The 19,890-nt window shown below is 39.6% G+C and carries 15 protein-coding genes; 7 read left to right on the forward strand and 8 right to left on the reverse strand.

The genetic code is table 11. From position 1 onward, the window contains the following. Positions 1–2 precede the first annotated feature (2 nt). From KHS79_RS10125 to KHS79_RS10150, 6 genes are all read right to left on the reverse strand, one after another. Positions 3–1,229 (reverse strand): MFS transporter, encoded by a 1,227-nt coding sequence (locus tag KHS79_RS10125; RefSeq protein WP_212718659.1) that lies wholly within the window; start codon positions 1,227–1,229, stop codon positions 3–5. Between the two features lie 23 nt (positions 1,230–1,252). Then, entirely contained in the window at positions 1,253–2,431 is a 1,179-nt protein-coding gene (locus KHS79_RS10130; RefSeq protein WP_212718660.1) for an ATP-grasp domain-containing protein, read from the reverse strand. A 160-nt stretch (positions 2,432–2,591) separates the two neighbouring features. Next, positions 2,592–3,785, reverse strand: coding sequence for an ATP-grasp domain-containing protein (locus KHS79_RS10135; RefSeq protein ID WP_212718663.1), 1,194 nt, complete (start codon positions 3,783–3,785; stop codon positions 2,592–2,594). Positions 3,786–3,789: 4 nt separating this feature from the next. Continuing rightward, the gene (locus tag KHS79_RS10140; RefSeq protein WP_212718665.1) at positions 3,790–4,998 is read right to left on the reverse strand and encodes an ATP-grasp domain-containing protein; all 1,209 of its coding nucleotides are present in this window, start codon (positions 4,996–4,998) and stop codon (positions 3,790–3,792) included. A 58-nt stretch (positions 4,999–5,056) separates the two neighbouring features. Next, the gene (locus KHS79_RS10145) at positions 5,057–6,091 is read right to left on the reverse strand and encodes a pyridoxal-phosphate dependent enzyme (protein WP_094787172.1); all 1,035 of its coding nucleotides are present in this window, start codon (positions 6,089–6,091) and stop codon (positions 5,057–5,059) included. Positions 6,092–6,094: 3 nt separating this feature from the next. Next, positions 6,095–6,646 carry an NADPH-dependent FMN reductase gene (locus tag KHS79_RS10150; protein ID WP_212718667.1) on the reverse strand — a complete coding sequence of 184 codons (552 nt, stop codon included), beginning with the start codon at positions 6,644–6,646 and terminating at the stop codon, positions 6,095–6,097. A gap of 1,197 nt (positions 6,647–7,843) precedes the next feature. Between KHS79_RS10150 and KHS79_RS10155 the strand changes: the two genes are divergently transcribed. The 5 genes from KHS79_RS10155 to KHS79_RS10175 all read left to right on the forward strand — a co-directional run bounded on the left by KHS79_RS10155 (position 7,844) and on the right by KHS79_RS10175 (position 16,060). Further along, positions 7,844–8,119 carry a hypothetical protein gene (locus KHS79_RS10155; protein WP_027709556.1) on the forward strand — a complete coding sequence of 92 codons (276 nt, stop codon included), beginning with the start codon at positions 7,844–7,846 and terminating at the stop codon, positions 8,117–8,119. Between the two features lie 646 nt (positions 8,120–8,765). Further along, positions 8,766–11,897 (forward strand): efflux RND transporter permease subunit, encoded by a 3,132-nt coding sequence (locus KHS79_RS10160; RefSeq protein WP_212718669.1) that lies wholly within the window; start codon positions 8,766–8,768, stop codon positions 11,895–11,897. A gap of 104 nt (positions 11,898–12,001) precedes the next feature. Continuing rightward, positions 12,002–13,462, forward strand: a complete 1,461-nt coding sequence (locus tag KHS79_RS10165) for a DUF4139 domain-containing protein (RefSeq protein WP_212718670.1) — start codon at positions 12,002–12,004, stop codon at positions 13,460–13,462. Between the two features lie 7 nt (positions 13,463–13,469). Next, a complete protein-coding gene (cobB, locus tag KHS79_RS10170) occupies positions 13,470–14,174 on the forward strand; it encodes a Sir2 family NAD+-dependent deacetylase (protein WP_212718671.1) in 705 nt (234 codons plus the stop codon). A 137-nt stretch (positions 14,175–14,311) separates the two neighbouring features. Next, the gene (locus KHS79_RS10175) at positions 14,312–16,060 is read left to right on the forward strand and encodes a sugar phosphorylase (protein WP_212718672.1); all 1,749 of its coding nucleotides are present in this window, start codon (positions 14,312–14,314) and stop codon (positions 16,058–16,060) included. 165 nt (positions 16,061–16,225) lie between these two features. Here the strand turns inward: KHS79_RS10175 and KHS79_RS10180 are convergent, their stop codons facing one another. Then, positions 16,226–17,437, reverse strand: coding sequence for a glycosyltransferase family protein (locus tag KHS79_RS10180; protein ID WP_027709559.1), 1,212 nt, complete (start codon positions 17,435–17,437; stop codon positions 16,226–16,228). A gap of 14 nt (positions 17,438–17,451) precedes the next feature. Then, the gene (locus KHS79_RS10185; protein ID WP_212718673.1) at positions 17,452–18,282 is read right to left on the reverse strand and encodes an HAD-IIB family hydrolase; all 831 of its coding nucleotides are present in this window, start codon (positions 18,280–18,282) and stop codon (positions 17,452–17,454) included. Between the two features lie 780 nt (positions 18,283–19,062). Here KHS79_RS10185 and KHS79_RS10190 point away from each other — a divergent pair. After that, the gene (locus KHS79_RS10190; protein WP_094787180.1) at positions 19,063–19,428 is read left to right on the forward strand and encodes a hypothetical protein; all 366 of its coding nucleotides are present in this window, start codon (positions 19,063–19,065) and stop codon (positions 19,426–19,428) included. A gap of 48 nt (positions 19,429–19,476) precedes the next feature. After that, complete coding sequence (locus KHS79_RS10195; protein ID WP_094787181.1) at positions 19,477–19,830, forward strand: hypothetical protein; 354 nt, start codon at positions 19,477–19,479, stop codon at positions 19,828–19,830. Positions 19,831–19,890 lie beyond the last annotated feature (60 nt).

Below are 19,890 nucleotides of genomic sequence, written 5' to 3' on the forward strand. Positions count from 1 at the left end.
CGTTACCTTAATATATTCGAATTTTCGCTGACGGCTGGTTTCTTTAGGCTATAAAACACGATAGCAGCTATAACAATCGCTGACATTAATATATAAAAGTATGTTAGGTTGGTGAGCGTAGTTTCAAACCCCTTCGTTTCTATCATGATGCCTATAACGGGAGCAAACAGCATAACGGCAAAGCGTTTAACTAAGCTCAGAACAGAGTTTAATGACGCAATCATTTTGCCCTTGTATGAACGATTAATAGAGTCAACAATATAGACTTCCAACAAGTATTTAACGACTTCCAATACCAGTACACCAACAATAAAAACTAATACGAAACCCTGTTTAAATAGAGCTAATGCTGATAATACCAGTGCTGCAATCAGTATTAAGGTTTGGCGAATAGAAAGCGATAATACTTTTTTAGAGATCAGTTTTGTCACAGCAAGACCAAGTAAGCCCAAACCACCTACAATCAGCCCTATATGTTGGACTTCAAACCCTTTATCCATCAAAAATATTTGAACGATATTGGTTGACTGTCGAACAATAATGCAAAAAATGGCAGAAAAAATAAACAGTGAAATTATATGCCCTTTATGGAGAGAAAAAGTAAGTGACATTTTAATTTTAGTAAATATCGAGTCTTCTTTGTCTTTATTGTCTTTATTGTCTTTTTGTTCGATTGTAAATCGTGAGTCGCGTGATATAAAAGCAAAAATTAACGCAGGTGTGCATGCTACTATGCCATTAATAAGTGCTGCAAGGTCAATAGAATATTTTGATATCCAGGCGCCAAGGAAAATAGCAATATAAAAACTGAAATTTCCCCACTGATAAATATCAGAGACAAAAACGGTCTTTTTCTCTTGCTTCAATGAAGAGCGGTAAATGACTGACATATTCGTGCCAGAATAAAAACTATTGGCCAGTCCAATAAATATCCAGGCTATGATCATGGGCCAAAAACCTTCCATTGCCCAAACCATCATCCCGCCAATACCCTTGAACATTCCCGCTACGATTAGCGCTGTCTTATTGCCAAATTTGTCAGTAAACAGTCCGCTAGGCACTTCCGTAACGACTACTGAAAGTGATAAAACACTTTGAATAATAAAAACTTCACTAACTGAAAGTCCTTTATAAATAAGGAAGGGGAACGTTATTCCATTGAGTAGCAGAAATCCCCAGGGTATGGAAGCCAGCCTAATGAGTTTTACATCTCTTGGGCTATACACCATGTTAGACACCTATATGATTGAATTTATGCTGAAAATTGTATTTTAATAAGTTGCATCAACTTGCTGACTTTACTATCCAAGCCAGATAGGTCATCTGCAGAAGTGATCAAAAAACCAAATCTGTCAGCATTGCTCTTAAGCGCTGATACATGAAAAGGTGCTGATTCAGATATAAACACCTCGGCATCCAAATTCTCGGGAACATCGATATGAGTTACATTTCCTTCTTTTTCTGAGTAAATAGCTCTGGCTATGGCATAACCAGTGGGTACTGGTCGGTTTTTACAGCAGCCATTAATAAATAATTCGAGTATCAGCCTATCCAAAGATACACCCAGTGCTCTTGAAATATTACTCGGTGCAGGCCCATTGGGAAACCTTGGGTTGACTTCTACTAAATACACGTCCTCATTTTTAACCAGATATTCAATGTGAAATGCACCGAATGTCATGCCAATCGCACCGATAACTTTCTTGCTTGCTGTATATAATGCTTTTGCGTACTCCGGATAAGGAAATATCCCGCCAAGCTCAACACAATTTCCTTCGCCACCTAGTATACGGCTACTACAGCCTAAAAAGTGAACACCAAGAGGATCAATAAACCCTTCAACACTGAATAACTCAGCATTTTCTATTAGTTTCTCTACAATATATGGAAAATCGAAGGTAAACGACGGCTGACTAAAAAATTCATCAACTTCTTGCTGTGAGTAAAATGTTTGAACACCCAGTGAACTATGCCCAAATAGTGGCTTAAAAATAAGTGGGAAACCTATTGCGTGTTTTAGGTTGACTGTGTTTAAGTCGTTCAAATCAGAAAGTTTAATGAATAGTGGTTGTTTAACTGACGTTTGGCTTACTAGCTTTCGGGTAGTATATTTGTCACGACAATTAGCGACTACATCTGCTGATGTATGAGGAAGAGATAAGTACTGGGCAACTTTTGCACCAATTTCAAGGTATTGATCAGAAAGCGTAATCACGGCTATAGGCTGAGTGGCTAGCGCGGATAAAATAGCTTCAGCTGTGAGTTCATCGACTTGAATCAGTGTACACTCAATAGCCTGTTCAGCTAAGTGCTTTCTCCAGATGTTACTTTGCGCAGTGGCTACTATTGGGTGGTACCCACATGAAATGGCTTCTTTTAATACGCCAGTGGGATTCATTCCTCGGGTTTCGATAAAAAGAATATTTTCCATAATGTGCTCAGTCTCAGGTTGCGGCTAAACTATACCCACAGCGAATGATTTCTAGGTTTTGTTATCTTCACTCCTCACCCCAATCACCTATTTATATAGGCCCATGGGGCTTCGTCACTTGATGGCCGCATCTAAAAACCATTCGTATTGGGTATATCACTTAACTAGGGTGTAAATGTTCACTTAAGTTAAATAAATGAATAATATTGCTTAATAGTTCACTGTTAGTGTTGGTGATAATGACGAAACCATACCGTGTGGATGAACTAACTGTTTCGGGTAATAAGTCCCCAACGTTATAATCAAATTTCAAGAGCAATAGTTTCTCTCCACACTCATTTTTAATTGTATCCAAAAATGTATCTTGAGAAAGCGTTCCGCCTTCTCCATAAAAATACACAATTGATGTTGGTTGCCAAAATTGATTATTAGGTGGAGCTTGGGAGGATTCTCTCAATAATGTTTGCAAATTTTCGCGAATAATATCATAACCACAAGATTCTTTTATTAAAATAGGAATCTTATCTCCTGCAACGCGGGTGTGAGACTCAATTAAGACAACTCTACTATCATTTAATTTAAACTCAGTATGAGAAGCACCATAATCATACTTTGCTTGAGTTAACATGGCACTAATTGCTGAACAAACCTCAGTTAGCATACCAGCCGGTAAAGATGCAGGAAACGTATGGCTTATTTCAAAAAAATAGGGTGATTCTGAGGTGGTTTTACTTGTTATGCCAACAAGGTGATGCTTTCCATCAATTGAAATAAACTCTGCACTGTACTCTTTTCCTGCAATATACTCTTCGGCGATAAATAATGATCCATTTGTTATGTCAAGGTTATCTGGTATGTTAAGGTTATCGTTTTCAGTCAGTTTTCGTATTCGACGGCTCCCCATACCATCATAAGGCTTTACAATAATAGGGCCCTTAATGTTATTCAAAAACTGGCTTACTTGTGCTTGTGAATCAACTTTAGCCCAACGAACAGTATAATCTCCTAGGTTTTCTAGCAGCTTTCTAAATTCGAACTTATTTCTAAATAATTTAACGGCTTGTTGATTTAAACCATTTACACCTAACGTTTCGGATATAAATGATGTAGTCTCTTGCAATAGTTCTTTGTGAGAGTAAATAAGGTCATAGTGATATTTTTTGTGATGGGATGAAACTGTTGTTAATAATGCCTCTCGGTTTTCGCTGGGCATTTTAACAGCCAGGCTGCAACGATTTAAATATGGTTCGGAGTATGAATCGTTGTCAAAATAATAAAGGTATAATTCATAGCCAAGATCTGTTACCAAATCAACCAATGCATCCCAACCACCAATTAATGCAACCTTTTTCATTAGATTACTCGCAGTAAAATGTATTTATTACACTGTTTATTCTTGACCTTAACAGAGGTTCATTGGGCGCGGCTATTACAAAATCAGCGATAGAATCACCTGTCATATAGGGCGCTGACAGTGGGTCACCCACCTTCTTTTTTATGATGGCATACTTAATCCAGTCCTCGCTAAACTCACTGATATCTGAAATTTTATTGATAGTCATTGGACGAGGATGAAACTTTAACCATCCGCCATAGTGCAATTCACTATGATGAGATAGGGTAATTTCATTACCCAGCTGTGATTGTGCTAAGGCGTTATTTAGGTCAACACCCATCAACTGATAAATGGCTTCACTGATGACACCACCACCCACTCGCTTTGCTACTTCACCAAAGATGACATCTCCAGATGGTGTTAAAAAGAACTCTGTGTGGGTTACCCCATTTTTAATATCAAAGGCAACAACAACTTGTTGGTTTTCAGAATAAATTGCCTGGGCCGTTTGAGGATCTGATACCAACATCGCGGCACGTGGTTTAGAGTCAGTGAACTGTACAGGAGGTGTTAGATATTCGAAAGCAACCTCAAAAATAACATTTCCATTGGCGATCACTGAATCTACATGAAATACACTACCTTCAATATAGGTTTCAATTACATAATGGTCTAAGTCTTCCCCTTGAGATTGGATGTCAGCCATTACCTGATGCAACATACTCTTATTGTCGACTATCCAAATGCCTCTAGAACCCATACCACTTCTTGGCTTAATGATAAGCTTTAAATGTTTTTCTACGACAGGAAGACAGTTTTGGTATTCACTTGCAAGCCATTGGTTAGGTACCTTAAGAGAAAACTCTTTTGCAATACGATGCATAGCATGTTTATCACGAAAACCAATAACGTCATTATATCGGTCTCCCTCGCATCCTATCAGCTGTCTAATTTGAGCAGCTGGTAATAACAACCGTTCAGAAAATGCAATCACTCTAGCAAAAGGAGTTGTTTGATGAAGTTGCATAGCAAAATCAATAAGACCAGATTCATCGTTATCAGTGTCCCAAATATAAATATCGTCATAAAATTGTGTATTAAACGAGTATGCTTTTGTGGCATTGGTTATGACAACCACACGATACAATGATCGATCAAAGGCAGAGCAACCCTCTTTTCGCAGATAATGCGTCATTCCACTGCGATCAATAATCAATAGGTTTTTTCTCATGATTAGTACACTTAGCTATAGATAAATAGACAACCTACCTGTATTTCACCCCTAAGTTTTATCCTGTTTCACCATGAGTTGAGCTTGAACCAATAACCTTTGGCCATTCACTGCTATTTGTTCCTGAAGGAAATATTGTAACCACACATTCATGTTCTTTTAATCCACGAGCTAATAGGGTGGCAGCAAGCCAATTAGCGCCAGACGATGAGCCTACTTTTAAGCCCGTTAATGCATAAATCTGCTTTACTGCATCTATGGATTGCTTAAAGCTATAGTGAAAATGGCCCTTAACCATATGCTCGTTTTCACGAACAAACCGTTGTTTAATACCATAGCCAATACCTCCAGAGCCAAGGTATTTTGGCAGACCATTAGGCTCACTATAACTTCCATAGGGTAGCTCAGATGGCGTTACTCCGTAGATTTCACAGGAAGACCAGCGTTCTTTAAGCCCTAATCCAACGCCCATGAGTGTGCCGGCTGTTCCTATTGACGCGCACCATGCTTTGAGGTTTTTTATTCCTTTAGCCTCTAATTGCTGTATTATTTCTACTGAGGTTTGTTTTTTATGAAACGCTTGATTAGCCAGATTTTCATGTTGATAAAGAAAAGTATATTTAGGATCTGCGGATAGCGCCTTTGCTGTTTCCATGACTTGGTAAAAACCAGCTTTAGCCGGAACCTTAATAATGTTTGCGCCGCAATTTACCATTTGCTGAGTAAGTGAGTCTGCGGTTTTATCAAGAAGCACTAATGTTAATTTGATACCAAGCTGCTGGCATAGCATGGCAAGACAAACACCTAATGTGCCGCCAGTGTATTCTAGTATATGTGTATTTCTCAGCTCAGCCTCAGTTTTTTCAGCAACGACCTTTGCCATCATGGCATATACTGCTCGTGCTTTAATCGTTTCTCCATAATTCTGGTTTTCAAGTTTTGCGAATACCTGTCCCCCTTCAGCAAAACGTGAGGGAACCTGGATCAGATCAGTACCCACAATTAATGATCGAAAACGTTCTAAAATATTAAGTGCTTGACCCTTAAAGCAATCTTTTGTACTGGCTATTGATTTAATATTGACCGTATCCATGTTTTAGCTCTTACATTGGTGTCGACTTAGGATTTCATCGACGATAGCCCTACATCGTGATTGAATGACTGGATCTATTAGTTTTATAACATTTTCATTTTCTGTAAAATCCGGGGCGCCCGATGCAATAGCATCAACCAAACAGTTTGAGCCTAATGCTCTTACTACTGAGCGAATAGCCTCGCATGTCTGGGCACTGACTCTGATACCACCACCAACACTGATGGCCACGACCGTTTTTCCTGAAAAAATGCCTTTTTGTAGATAGTCTAGCGCGTTTTTTAGTACACCACTGATCGTACCATGATATGTTGGGCTTGCTAGAACAATCACATTAGCAGAAATAACTGCCTCAAAAAAACTACGCACATTTTCATTTGGATGTGTGCGAGTGTCACAACCATAAAGCTCAGGAATCATAAAAGGCAAAGGAGTTTCTTTAAAAGACCACTCCCGAAGCTGATGTGTTTGATCAAAAAGAGAAGATAAATACGTGATCAGTGCTTGAGTGTATGATTTTTTACTCAAACTGCCATTGATAAATAAAACTTCCATTTTTCACTTCTCAAACTGTTATATTGTGATTTGTATATTCTTTATTTGATACCCAAGCCTCTTTAAAAAAATCTTTGAGTGGGGATGTCTGTGTCACTTTACGTTATAAATACTGTGTAAATAGTACTAACAGAGAGGTCAAAGGATAAATAAAAACGCTGTTATCTGAAAAAAGTCTTATATAACAGGTATTATCACATCACATGCCTTATTAATGAGTTAGCCAATCCTTTAGTGTTTTATATGTTGGCTATTATCTGTATAATTTCTTTTATACTACATAGATGCTACTGGCTTATATACTGGTTTATAGTAATCTACTGATGTATATCAAAGAAAACCGGTAACCGTTCATTCTTATTTTTAGTTTACTCCAAAGTACTGTTTAAAAGTAACACAACTGTATCACTTCTGCAATCGGGGAGAACAGCAAGTAATTCATATAATATACAACAAACGTCTTACTAATTTCTTTGCTTTTAGTACGTTGATTTTATTTAATGGGTGGTTGTTGTCGCTGGTCTTAACAGAGCTGGCTATTCCAGCTAAAAAACCTTCGTTTTGAATATATGATATTTTGATGTATGGTCTGTAAGACAAAGGAAGGATAGATAACGTCCGTTGTTCTGTTTACCATAAGGAAATGGTAACCAAGCCTAAAAGGGTGGATTGACTGCGTGTTTGACGGGTGTTATACAGTCTTTAGACAATGATGTTTGAAACGCAAGTTATATGAGATCATCCTGATTTTTAGATGCATAATTTTTCAATGATAACTTCGTGGCATTCAATGAAAGTTTTGTGGCATTCACTAGTTGGATTGAACACGGAAAAAGAAATATCACTATTGTGTAGTATTTTTTTATTGAAAGTAACGTAAAAGACCTATAATACCTATAATGGTATCATTTTAACTGTGAGGGTGCTGTATACTGCTGACTGATGCTGCCATAAAGAGATGTTGCTATGTTGCTATAAAGAAAAGAGGCGTCATCAACTTACAGTAGGACGAGCGACTAACGTAATGAAAGCGTCTGTTAATCAATTTAATATGTAATAGTGCTTGTCACAATAACACTTTATACCCATAGCGAAGACAACAAATCCAAAAATTGATTCGTGAAGGGTATATTGCACCCTATACAGGGTTTAACGGCTAGTTACTCATCTTGAAGCAAGTGAGGTAAGTCTGTGGTCATGGAAGATTTGCTCTGTGTAACTTATAAGGGGGCTTTTTATATTGCACCTGTTGTCTATGAAAAGTTCATTGCAACTTTACCTTCAAATCAAGATCAACCTAAAAGTGAAGTATCATCCAATGGTACGCCGGCTTTAACTGTACAGCCAGATATGGTACCTATAGGGGTTTACGTGGAAGGTAAAATTATACCCTGGGATTGTCTGGATAGCATTCACTATGAAGCATCTGTATTAGTTAGAAAAGGAGATGCTATATTCCAAGCAGTGTCTTAAATCAGAGTAACCGTATATACTATTCACTTTACATAAGCCATTTTCAATAGCACATTTGTCCAGCACTTTAGTAAGGCTTTTGAACTTGCTTTGAATCTTCCCTTGAAGACTTAGCCGCCTAGCTTTGTCAAAAATAGTTCAATGTGGGCTAACACGGTAACTGTATTAAAAAATAGTGTGTATCCCTGCACCTGTTTCTCAAACCCATTCAAATTTAACAAAAACCTATCTTTCTCAAGCTACCAGGGAAGGATTTATGGCGTGTTCGACGATCATTATGCAGACTTTGGGCAAGGGTGATTTAAAAGAAAATTATATGAGATTACCCTAGGGCCTGTTAACACTATTTGAATCACCACTGCCGTAGACTATTTTTTCGCCTAGCAAGGCACAAGGAATGCTGTGTAGTCATTCTACATAAATGACTTGTAACACTGCTAGGTGGAAAAATAATCACGGCCCGAAGGGTTATGACGGTAAAAGCACTACTCGTTGTTGCTCATTGTTCATTTAGAACAACTAAACTTCACTCTCGCGCCTAGATTAGTGCTTTTACCGTCATAACAGTGATATTCAAATAGTGTTAACAGGCCCTAGCCTAACTAACTATTATTAAAGGATATGACACTTTATTAAGGGTACCTTAATGAAGACTGATCAGTCCTCTTTTTTTGGATTTATTCCACTATTAGCGAGTCATAGAGTTGCTGCGCATTTGTTAATGGGAATTGCGATCATTGTCGGTCTTTGGGCATTGCGGCATACCAATACACAGTTTTTTCCGAATTTTGAAGTTGATGTTGTCACGGTTTCTTCTGTGTGGAGTGGAGCTGCGGCTGAGGATATTCAACGTAGTATGACAATGCCGATTGAACAAGCTTTAAAAGGTGTAAATGGCATCGATAAAGTTTATGCCACATCAACCTATGGGGTGAGTTTAATACGCATTGAAGTTCAGCCGGAGACTGAATTATCAGATGTTTTAGATAATGTAAAACAAGTGGTTGATAATTTGCGGGACTGGCCTGAGGCAGCAGAGCAACCAGAAATACGCTCATTAGTACGTTATGAACCTATCGCAAAAGTGATGCTACGTGGTCATGTTAGTTTAGATGAGTTACGTAAACTGGCTTACCGCTTTGAACGACAGTTATTAGGTTTAGGTATTCGCAAGATCGATTTTAGAGGTTTACCTGAGCAAGAAATAGCAATCAAAGTTGCACCAGAAAAACTATATGAGTTAGGTATTACCTTGCAGTCACTTTATAGCTTGATCAGTCAGCGTAGTGTGGATTTACCTGCGGGCACTGCAGCAAGAAAGGAAGGAGCCAAACCTGTACGGAGTTTAAGTCAAGCACGTGACCCAGCTGCTCTGGCGGCATTACCCTTAGTGATTGATCCTGAAGGTCGCTTGATAAGGTTAGGGGATGTTGCTGATGTGGTACGACAACCAAAAGATGATCAGATTTTATTGAGTAGTGAAGGCATGCCTGCCGTTGAAATGACACTGCTTAGAACAGAAAATGATGACACCCTTCAAGCCGCAAAAACTTTACATCAGTGGCTTTCAGCATCTGCTAATGAGTTACCCGAGGGAATTACCCGACATGTGTTTAATGAACGTTGGCAGTATTTGCAGGAGCGTATTGCCTTATTACTGAAAAATGGAGTGGGTGGATTATGCTTAGTCATTATCATGCTATTTCTATTTCTAAATGCCAGGGTTGCATGGTGGGTGACATTAGGTATTCCTGTTTCTTTTTTATCTGCATTGGCCATTTTTTATTTAATTGGTGGCACCATCAACTTGGTCAGCTTATTTGGTTTGATTATGACCTTGGGGATCATTGTTGATGATGCGATTGTTGTTGGGGAGAATACACTGCAGCGGATCCAGGGAGGGGATACGCCACTGCATGCAGCAGTAAGTGGTGCGCATTTAATGTTAGCGCCAGTGGTTGCATCATCATTAACGACAATAGCGGCATTTCTTCCGTTGCTGATTCTAGAAGGTGATATCGGCAATATTTTACGAGATATTCCGATCATCGTCATTTGTGTCATTGTGGCATCACTATTGGAGTGTTTTTTTATATTGCCTGGCCACTTACATCATAGTTTGAATGGGTTATCGTCTCGCCGCTATAAACTACGAGAGACAATTGATAATCACTTCAGCCAGTTTCGCAATGGTTTTTTTCGTTGTTTGATCCAACGTGCCGTTCATTACCGAGGACTGACAATTACCGCAGCCTGCTGTTTGTTAGTGATTAGTATTGGCCTAGTGATTACCCAACATATTAAGTTTACTTTTTTTCCAACGATTGATGGCAATAGCTTGCGTGCCAATGTGCAGTTTACAGCAGGAACGTCTCAACAAGAGGTGACTCAATTTTTAAATACGCTGGTTCAACAGTTGCGTTACACCGAACAGCAACTGGGTCAGTCTTTTATTGATCAGGTATTGGTCATTCATCGCGCGGCTTCATTTGGTTTTCGCGGGCAAGAAGTTGAGGGGGATGAATTAGGTTCTGTAGAAGTGGAAATCAGTGCTGCCGATAAGAGATCATTTAGTGATGCTGAGATAATTCGACAGTGGCGACAACATATTGTGCTACCTGCGGGGGTTGAAAAATTTACATTAACACAGCGTCGTGCAGGTCCTCCAGGGAAAGCCATTGAGATTAAACTGACAGGCTCATCCTTAACGGATTTGAAAACAGGCTCTCAACAAGTACAAGATAAGTTAAGACAGTTTCAGGGGGTCACTAATGTCGAAGATGACTTACCCTTTGGCAAAGAACAGCTTATTTACTCAATGACACCTGCAGGGTATGCACTGGGCTTGACGCTTAATGAGGTAGGGCTTTATTTAAGAACAGCCTTGGAAGGGCGACGAATTCAAGTATTTCACGATGCCAATGAAGAGCTTGAAGTGCGCTTGCGTTTATCGGATGCTCAGCAAGATTATTTATCTGCTTTACAGCAGTTGCCTGTGGTGTTACCTGATCAGTCAACAGAAGTTTTAAGCAATATTGTCAATTTTGAGATCAGGCGGGGAGTAGACAGTTTAAATCGTGTTGATGGTGAGTTAGCGATTATTGTCAGTGCGGATGTCGATGAAAATAGGGCGAATACAAATGAAATTTTGAGTCAACTACAGCAAACGTTTTTTCCACAGTTAGCAGCAACCCATGGTATTCGCCTAAGTTACGAAGGGCGTACAGCGGAGCAAGGGAAAACCCTCGAAGATATGGTACTCGGTGGTTTAATTGCACTGCTACTGATTTATATTATTTTAGCGTGGGTTTTTTCTTCCTATAGTTGGCCGTTTGCAGTAATGATGGCTATCCCTTTTGGCTTAACAGGGGCTATTTTTGGCCACTTTATCATGGATATGAATTTGACGATTTTGTCATTATTTGGCCTGTTTGGATTAACGGGCATTGTGGTTAATGACTCAATTGTGTTACTCAGTGTTTATCGTCAATTACGCCTGCAAGGCATGGGGGTGAATGAGGCGATTGTAGAAGCGGCTTGTCGACGTTTGCGAGCGGTGCTATTAACCTCACTCACAACGATTGCGGGGCTTACTCCTATTCTCTTTGAAACATCATTACAAGCGCAATTCTTGATTCCAATGGCAACATCTATTGTATTTGGCCTGACCTTTGGCACTGTGATCATTTTACTGGTTGTTCCAGCATTTTTGGTACACGTTGAATGGTTATCAAAGACAACTAAACACCACTGGCGTGGTCTGATTAATGGATATTAATCGCGATTTAACCTTTTCATGCCTATAGTGCTTCAGCGGTATCCAAAACGAAGGGTATTTAAGCTGTGAATTGTACTTAGGTGGGATGTTAACAGGGGTGGTGAATGCAACTTTCTAATTTTTTGTTACCTGAATGGTTACCAGAAAAAGCAGTGTTAAATAAGGGCCTCACAGTCGTTCATAAGCTTAAACCGCTGGTATGTATTTCCAGTGTTTTAGTTATGAGTCCAGTGAGTGTTGCTGATACCTTGTCGCTCAATGCGGCAGAAGATGCAGAACATACTGCGCTGACACTTTACCCGAATGCTGCTCTGGTTGAGCAGGGTTTTAATAAGCCGATCAAGCCTGGCGTGCAAACCATTGTCTTACAAAATATTAGTGACCAAGTGTTGCTGGATAGTTTGACTATTCAAGGTCAAGGCTATGTCAAGTCAGTACAACTTACACGACAGCCGTTAACTTATGATCAGCTGATGAAAAGTGTTATAGGCAAGTCAGTCTCTGTGTATCAGTCAGGCAATTATTTAAGCAGTAGTCGACAGGGTACGCTGTTGGCCTATGAAAATAAGCTGGGCATTGTCTCTGTTGCTGATGGAGAACACCTGCTGGTGGATTTGCGTGATCAGAATGGTTTACGAATAGCCTTACCGAAAGCAACTTTACCCAAAGCAAACTTTACACCACAGTTAATGGCGCAGTGGCAGGGTAAGGAAAATACTGAGCAGGCCAAAGTACGTTATTTGACGACAGGTTTATCCTATTCTAACCATTATGCTATTGCGATTGAACCTGAACAGAAAAAGCTCAATATTACAGTAAATACGATTTTGGCCAATAAAACACGTACCCAATTCAATCAGGCTGAAGTGACTTTGGCAGCAGGGGATCTCGGTATGCCAGCATATTCGCCAAAATTTAAAGAGCGTGCTCGTATGGAAATGGCAATGGCGCCTGATGCTGTAGGTGCGGCACCACCTGAAGCCTTAGGTGAGTTGAACTTTTACCACTTTAAAGAGGCTTTTGCTATTCCGGCCCATTCAGAGCAACAATTGACATTACTTTCTGAGCAGGGTATTGCGTATCAGCGTCATTACGAACACGCCTTTTATTCGTCGCCCTTTAGCCGACAGATGAGCAGTGAACATGAACGACCAGTAACATTGTATGAATTTACAACAGAAAGCGATTTACCCTCAGGCGAAGTGCGTGTTTTTCAGCAAGATAGTCGCGGACGCTCGCAATGGATTGGTCAATCATCCTTAGCGGATACTGGCGCTGGGCAAAAGGTTAAACTGCGGCTAGGAGAGTCGTTTGATATTGATATTATGCGTAAAAAGCAAGATGTAAAACAAATTGATAAAAACACATTACAAATTGACTGGCAGGTTGAAATTCAAAATAGTAAGACAGAAGAAGTATCTTTAGTATTAGCTGATCAGGATGCTTCTTTATTGTCGCTCTCTCTGTTAGAAGGGGCTGAAATCATTGGTCATAACCGTATGCAAGTGAAGCTTCCTGCCAAGCAGAAAACTACGGTGACCTATCGTTCTACTCATCGACGTTGAGGTGAATATGCCATCCTATCAGTCCGTTGTTGTATTAACTGGGTCGGGTATTTCCGCTGAATCGGGTATTCGCACATTTCGGGCAAGTGACGGGTTATGGGAAGAGCATCGTATTGAGGATGTAGCGACACCTGATGGGTTCAGGAGGAACCCAACGTTAGTGCATGACTTTTATAATGCTCGTCGCCAAAAGCTATTATCACCAGAAATAACATATAACGCTGCTCATAAAGCATTGGCTGCTTTTGAGCAACGTTTTTCAGGGCAGTATTTATTGGTCACTCAGAATATTGATGATCTTCATGAACGGGCGGGTAGTCAACAAGTTGTGCATATGCATGGTGAGTTATTGAAATCTCGTTGTGAAGGCTGCGGAGAGATTTTTTCTTATTTGGAAGATTTGCAGATGACGACGCCTTGTCCCTGTTGTCAATTATCTGGTCATTTGCGTCCACATATTGTCTGGTTTAACGAAATTCCCCTGGCATTAGATGCTATTTATTCGGCACTGACTTCTTGTGATCTCTTTGTAGCGATTGGTACATCTGGCAATGTGTATCCCGCTGCAGGTTTTTTTCAAGAAGCTTCTCACCATGGTGCACATACCGTTGAGCTGAATTTAGAGCCATCAGTATCTGGCTCTTTATTTAAAGAGCAGCATTATGGTCCTGCAAGTGAGGTTGTACCAAGGTTTTTTGCAGAAATTGCCTGAATCTGTACCGTTTACGTCTACACTAACAAATGACTTAATCTTATTGTAAGTCGCTGTTTCGCTTTTACTTAAGGCTTGTGACTTACAGTAATTTTCTTTAGTGAAAGTTCGCATTATTTGTATGCCATAGGTAGCCTATGACACCTTTTGAGCAGCGTGTGCTGGAGCGAGTACGTTTTCTGTATGGTGATGATGAAGCGGAAGTTATTGTTGAACGCATTTGTGACTTGGTAAGACGCTATGCGAGTTTAACAAAAGAAAAACCAGATTGCCTTTGGACTGAACAAGATGCATTTTTAATCACTTATGGGGATAGTATCCTGCATGAGGGTGAGCGCCCATTAGTGATGCTTCAGAAGTTTTTAAGTGAATATTGCTGTGATTTGTTTACGACAATTCATATCCTACCTTTTTTTCCCTTTAGTTCGGATGATGGCTTTTCAGTCATAGACTACCGAGAAGTGAATCCTGAGTTTGGTACTTGGGATGATGTACGTGCTATTAACAATGACTTTGATTTAATGATTGATTTGGTCATTAACCACGCCTCCAGGGAAAGTGTGTGGTTTATGGATTTTGTGAATGATCAGCCACCTGGGCGGGATTTTTTTATTGAGCAGGATAAAGGCACTGATGTGTCTATGGTGGTTAGACCAAGAAATACCCCTTTGCTGGTACCCGTGCATACACGTCGAGGTGTTAGGCATGTTTGGGCAACGTTTAGTGAAGACCAAATTGATTTAAATTTTAATAACCCCTCCATGCTATTGGAATTTATTGATATTTTCCTCAGTTATGTAGCTGTTGGTGCACGCTTTCTTCGACTTGATGCCATTGCTTATTTATGGAAGTCACTCGGCACATCCTGTATACACTTGCCGCAAACTCATGAAGTGGTGAAATTGATGCGGGATGTTTTAGAGCGCGTTGCTCCAGAAGTAGTGTTAATTACAGAAACCAACGTTCCGGTTGAAGAAAACATCAGTTATTTTGGTATGGGCGATGAAGCTCACATGGTTTACCAGTTTGGTTTACCACCTATGGTATTACACGCACTTTACCGTGGTAATGCTGCTTATCTCACCAGCTGGGCACAGCAAATTCCACCTTTACCCCCAGGTTGTACTTATTTAAATTTTACTGCGTCACATGATGGTATTGGCGTGAGGCCTGTAGAGAATTTACTACCGGCAAATGAAGTTGAGGAAATGATTGACACAGTGCGTCGGTATGGAGGGTTTGTCACCATGAAAACCAATACCGATGGAACGGAATCGCCTTATGAAATGAATGTTTCTTTATTTGACGCATTAATGGGCAGTCGACGTGGTCCTGATGAGTGGCAAATTACCCGCTTTATTTGCTCGCAGATAATTATGTTGTCGATGCGGGGAATTCCTGCAGTTTATATTCATAGTTTAACGGCGACGCCAAATGATTTAGCTAATGTCGAACGGACAGGGCGTATGCGATCTATTAATCGCACACGCTGGCAACTCAAGGATTTAGAAACCCGGTTAGCTAACAGTAATACACCCAATGCAGAAGTGTTTGATACATTAAGTCGGTTATTGCAAATTCGAAAGCAGCAACCAGCGTTTCACCCTGATGCGGGTCAAACGGTTAAATCACTTAATAAAGCATTATTTATTATTAAACGTGTTAGTTTGGATCGTGAACAGATCATTTATGCATTGTGTAATGTATCTGCAGTAAATGTTGAGTTAGCCGTGAATGATTTATTAGACGAGGGAGAACAGGTTGTCGCTGATCTAATGGGCGATAGGAGCTTAAATGAGGCTCAGGATACGCTTAAGATGTTACCTTATCAGTGCGTTTGGCTGCATGTGAGTCATCCTCATGGGAGCGTTGATGATGCGGTATGATAAATAAGCAATTCTACCCCTTGTGTCTTATTGAGTAACAGCCGTTTCTCGTTAACACTGAATAGCTTGATATTCTATGCTACTCCTTGGGCAAGGAGGGCAAGGTCGGCTACGAGAGTAGCATAGAATATGTAGTCATTTTAATGCATGCGTTTATTTTATTGCTTAGGCATTATCAGTCTCAACAGCATCATAAAAACGCTCAAGGAAATCAGGTATTGCACTGGTCACTCGGTTCCAGCTTGGAATAAACGGGCGCCGCATAGGGTGATTGAGAAATGCTTCACCTGCCGCCATTATATTTTGAGCAAATAACTCTACAGCTTGCTCCTCTTCATGGCGATCAATCGATAGGCCGTTAATAAGCGCATCATTATAATAAGACTCGATAAAATCCAAAGCAATACGATAGTATGTTGCTTTAACCGTGCGGAATGTTTCCAACGAAAAAATATTACCGCGTGTGGCTAGCTTTCTGAAAATCGCTTTAGAGATATCGATACTCATTTTGGCTAAGCCTTTACTAGGGTCATCTACGGATAAAGGTTGATGTTTGTGGTCATAGTTATCAGCGATATCAACCTGGCAAATCCGGTTATTGGCGAAATTACGTTTTATTTCTAGTAAGACACCAATTTCCAATCCCCAGTCACTGGGTATTCTTAAGTCATTTAAGGCGTCGACACGCAATGCAAACTCGCCTGCTAAAGGGTAACGGAAGCTATCCAGATACTCTAAATAGTCAAGTTGACCAAGGGTTTGTTTGAGTGCCCGGAGTAGGGGAGTGACTAATAAACGGCTGACTCTACCATTGATATGGCCATCAGCGACTCTAGGGTAGTAGCCTTTGCAGAATTCATAGTTAAACTTCGGGTTAGCCACGGGATATAAAAGCCGTGCTAACATATCTCTTGAGTACGTTTTAATATCACAATCGTGTAGGGCAATGGCTTCGGCTTTACCTGAAGCCAATACATAACCATAGCAATACCACACATTGCGACCTTTTCCTCGTTCTACGGCAGCAAGACCTTTTTCTCTTAGCAGGGTATCCAATGCCTTGAGACGGGGTCCATCATGCCATAAAACACGGTGGGGAATATTTAGCCGTGAAAAATATTCTTTGGCGTGATTAAACTGCTCTTTATCAGCCATATCCAGACCTATAATCACTTCGCTCAGGTAGGGCACTTCACACAGTTCATCAACAATTTTTGCGAGGGCTGGCTCTGCCAGTTCTGAATACAAGCTGGGTAAAACCAGCGACATGGGACGGTGACGTGCAAAAGCAACCAGTTCTTTTTCCAGCTCGCGGACAGAGCGAGATGAGAGGTTATGTAAAGTAGTCACAATGCCATTTTGATAAAAATCAGACATCACTTATCTCCTTTTTAATCAAGCGCAAACTCGTTAAATAGTTGTTCCATTGCTTGTTGCCAGCCCTCAGGACCAGGTTTAGTGGTATAAATAACCCGAGGGTGATTGGTGAGTGAGAGAGGAGGCTTTTCAGTCGATGGTTTGATAACCACGGCAATATCCGCATTTTCTAACATGGGGTAATCATTCGGGCTATCACCAAGCGCAACCGTCAGCCAGTCATTGTGTGGATAAGCACGTTGAAAATCACGAAGTAGTTGCAACATCGCTTTGCCTTTATCACAAGGGGAGCTGATATGATAAAAACGTCCGCCTTGAGTAACGTGCAAGTGATCATTTTCAAGAAGCTGTATAAATGTCGTAAGATTTTCGGGGGTATCTTCCCAGAGAAAGGGTTCTGTACCATTGCGTTGCTTGGCTAGACAAGCCTGATCGATCGTAAGTCCGGTGATTTTTGCAATTTCCTCAGGATTCAACTGGTTAAAGTTTTGATATTTATAGTGTTGAATTTGATTGATTTTGGTTAATATATTTTGAATGTCTTGATAGCTCAACCCAAAAGATAATACTTTCCAGTCATTATTGGTATTGTCATGTTGTTCCGTTGAAAAATAGCCTGCCGGGTAACAGACGCCACTGCCATTTTCGATGATGAATGGATGATGTATATTCAGTTTTTTACGGATTTCATGCGTTTCTGCGACCGTTTTACTGGTATTGAGAATCAGCGGGATTTGGTGTCGTGCAATGGTGTTTAATGCATGCTGGGCAGCTGTAAAATCATAGTGTTTATGATCAAGTAACGTTGCATCCAGGTCTGTAAAGATAATCAGTTTTTTCAACATCGCCTCCTGATGCCAACAGCGAAAAACGAGTTGGGCATGAACTTATTATAAACATATATTTTGTAATATTTGTGAAAGTTATTCATCGACTGCTGAAGTTATGCATTTTAGTTTTATTTTGATTGATTTTTGTTCATCGAGATGGGCTTTTAAAAGTGAAAAACAGCCGAAGTAGTCTGTTATTATGTAATAGGTGAAAATACCCTTTGCTATTAGCAGAATAGGATATATTGGTATTTAAAAATAATTCAAGTGGGTTGAAACTATTTATATAAAAAATATAAGCTTATAAACGACTTATGTCTTATAAGTATTAATACGGTTGTTTTGTTTGTCTGTGTATCTATAATGGCCCTGCTGTTAATAAGTAAGGATAAGCAGTGAAAAGGATACTTTGTGCAGTACTGTGTTCATTTGCCATATTGTCTAGCAGTTTTTCGGCAGAAGCTATTAGCGAAGATTAGGTGTGTTTACTATTTATAATAGTGCACTTTTTCTTGGCAATCTGTGTCGGAGTTTGACGCATCGTTTTACTATTATAGCCAAAACGAAGATTTTTTAGCGAGGCTAGCCTAGTTGATTAAGGAGAGCAAGCATAAAAATGATTCGTGAAGGGTGTTTTTTTGAAAAATGTCATCATTTTTTGCAGATTTTTCCTTGCTTCCCTACAGTGTCATCTTTTTTTTGAAAATAAGATGGATTAATAATATTTATTTGTTTGATTGAAAGCACTTTTTTAAAGTGCGCTTAATATTAATAAGAAATGGAAGGAGCTAATCAATGAAAATTAAATCACTTATGGCCGCATGTGTGATTTTATCAACTCAAGCATTTGCCCAAGATGTTACGGTGACGAATGGCTATGGACCTGCTACTTTATACGGTGGATTTTCGATTAAAGGGGATGAGTTAGTTACTACGGCTGTATATGCATGTAATGCAGGATTATTTAAAGTATATGCTGATACTACAAATACACCCATGAAGCTAACTGTTGTGAAAACAGGAGATGGCATTGATTGTATGATGGTTCCTTTTCCACAGCAGTTAAAGTTAAAACTACCAAAAATCATTGATAAAGAAACAGGTAATCTTGTTGTAGCAGATAAATTTGTTTTAACTAATACGTTTAAAAAATCATTTTGATCCTTTGAGAAGCGTATAAAATAAGGTTAAACTAAAAGGAATTTATTTGTGAAAGTAAAGACATTATTAGCTGTTGGTGCATTGCTGTCATCTAGCGTTATGGCCTCAGAAAGTATGCAGAGTAGTTTGAGGTCTACTGAATTATATGGCGGTTATTTTGTAAAAGGTGAACAGCTTGTGACAGAGGCTGTTTTTGGCTGTAATGCAGGCCTTTTTAAGGCATATGTAAATACAGAAACGACGCCAGCCACTTTAATGGTAGTGAAAAGTGATGGTCCAGATTGTCTCATAGTGCCTTATCGCCAGCAGCTTAAAGTAAAATTACCAAAGGTATTAGATAAAAAGACAGGAAAGCTTGTCACTATTGGTGAGTTTAAACTTCAAAATGTGTTTAATAAGTAGTATGTCAATATACTTATAAAAAATGTATATCATTAAGGAAAAAGGTATACCTTGATTAAA

This window comes from Zooshikella ganghwensis, assembly GCF_018263875.1.
Lineage (GTDB): Bacteria > Pseudomonadota > Gammaproteobacteria > Pseudomonadales > Zooshikellaceae > Zooshikella > Zooshikella ganghwensis.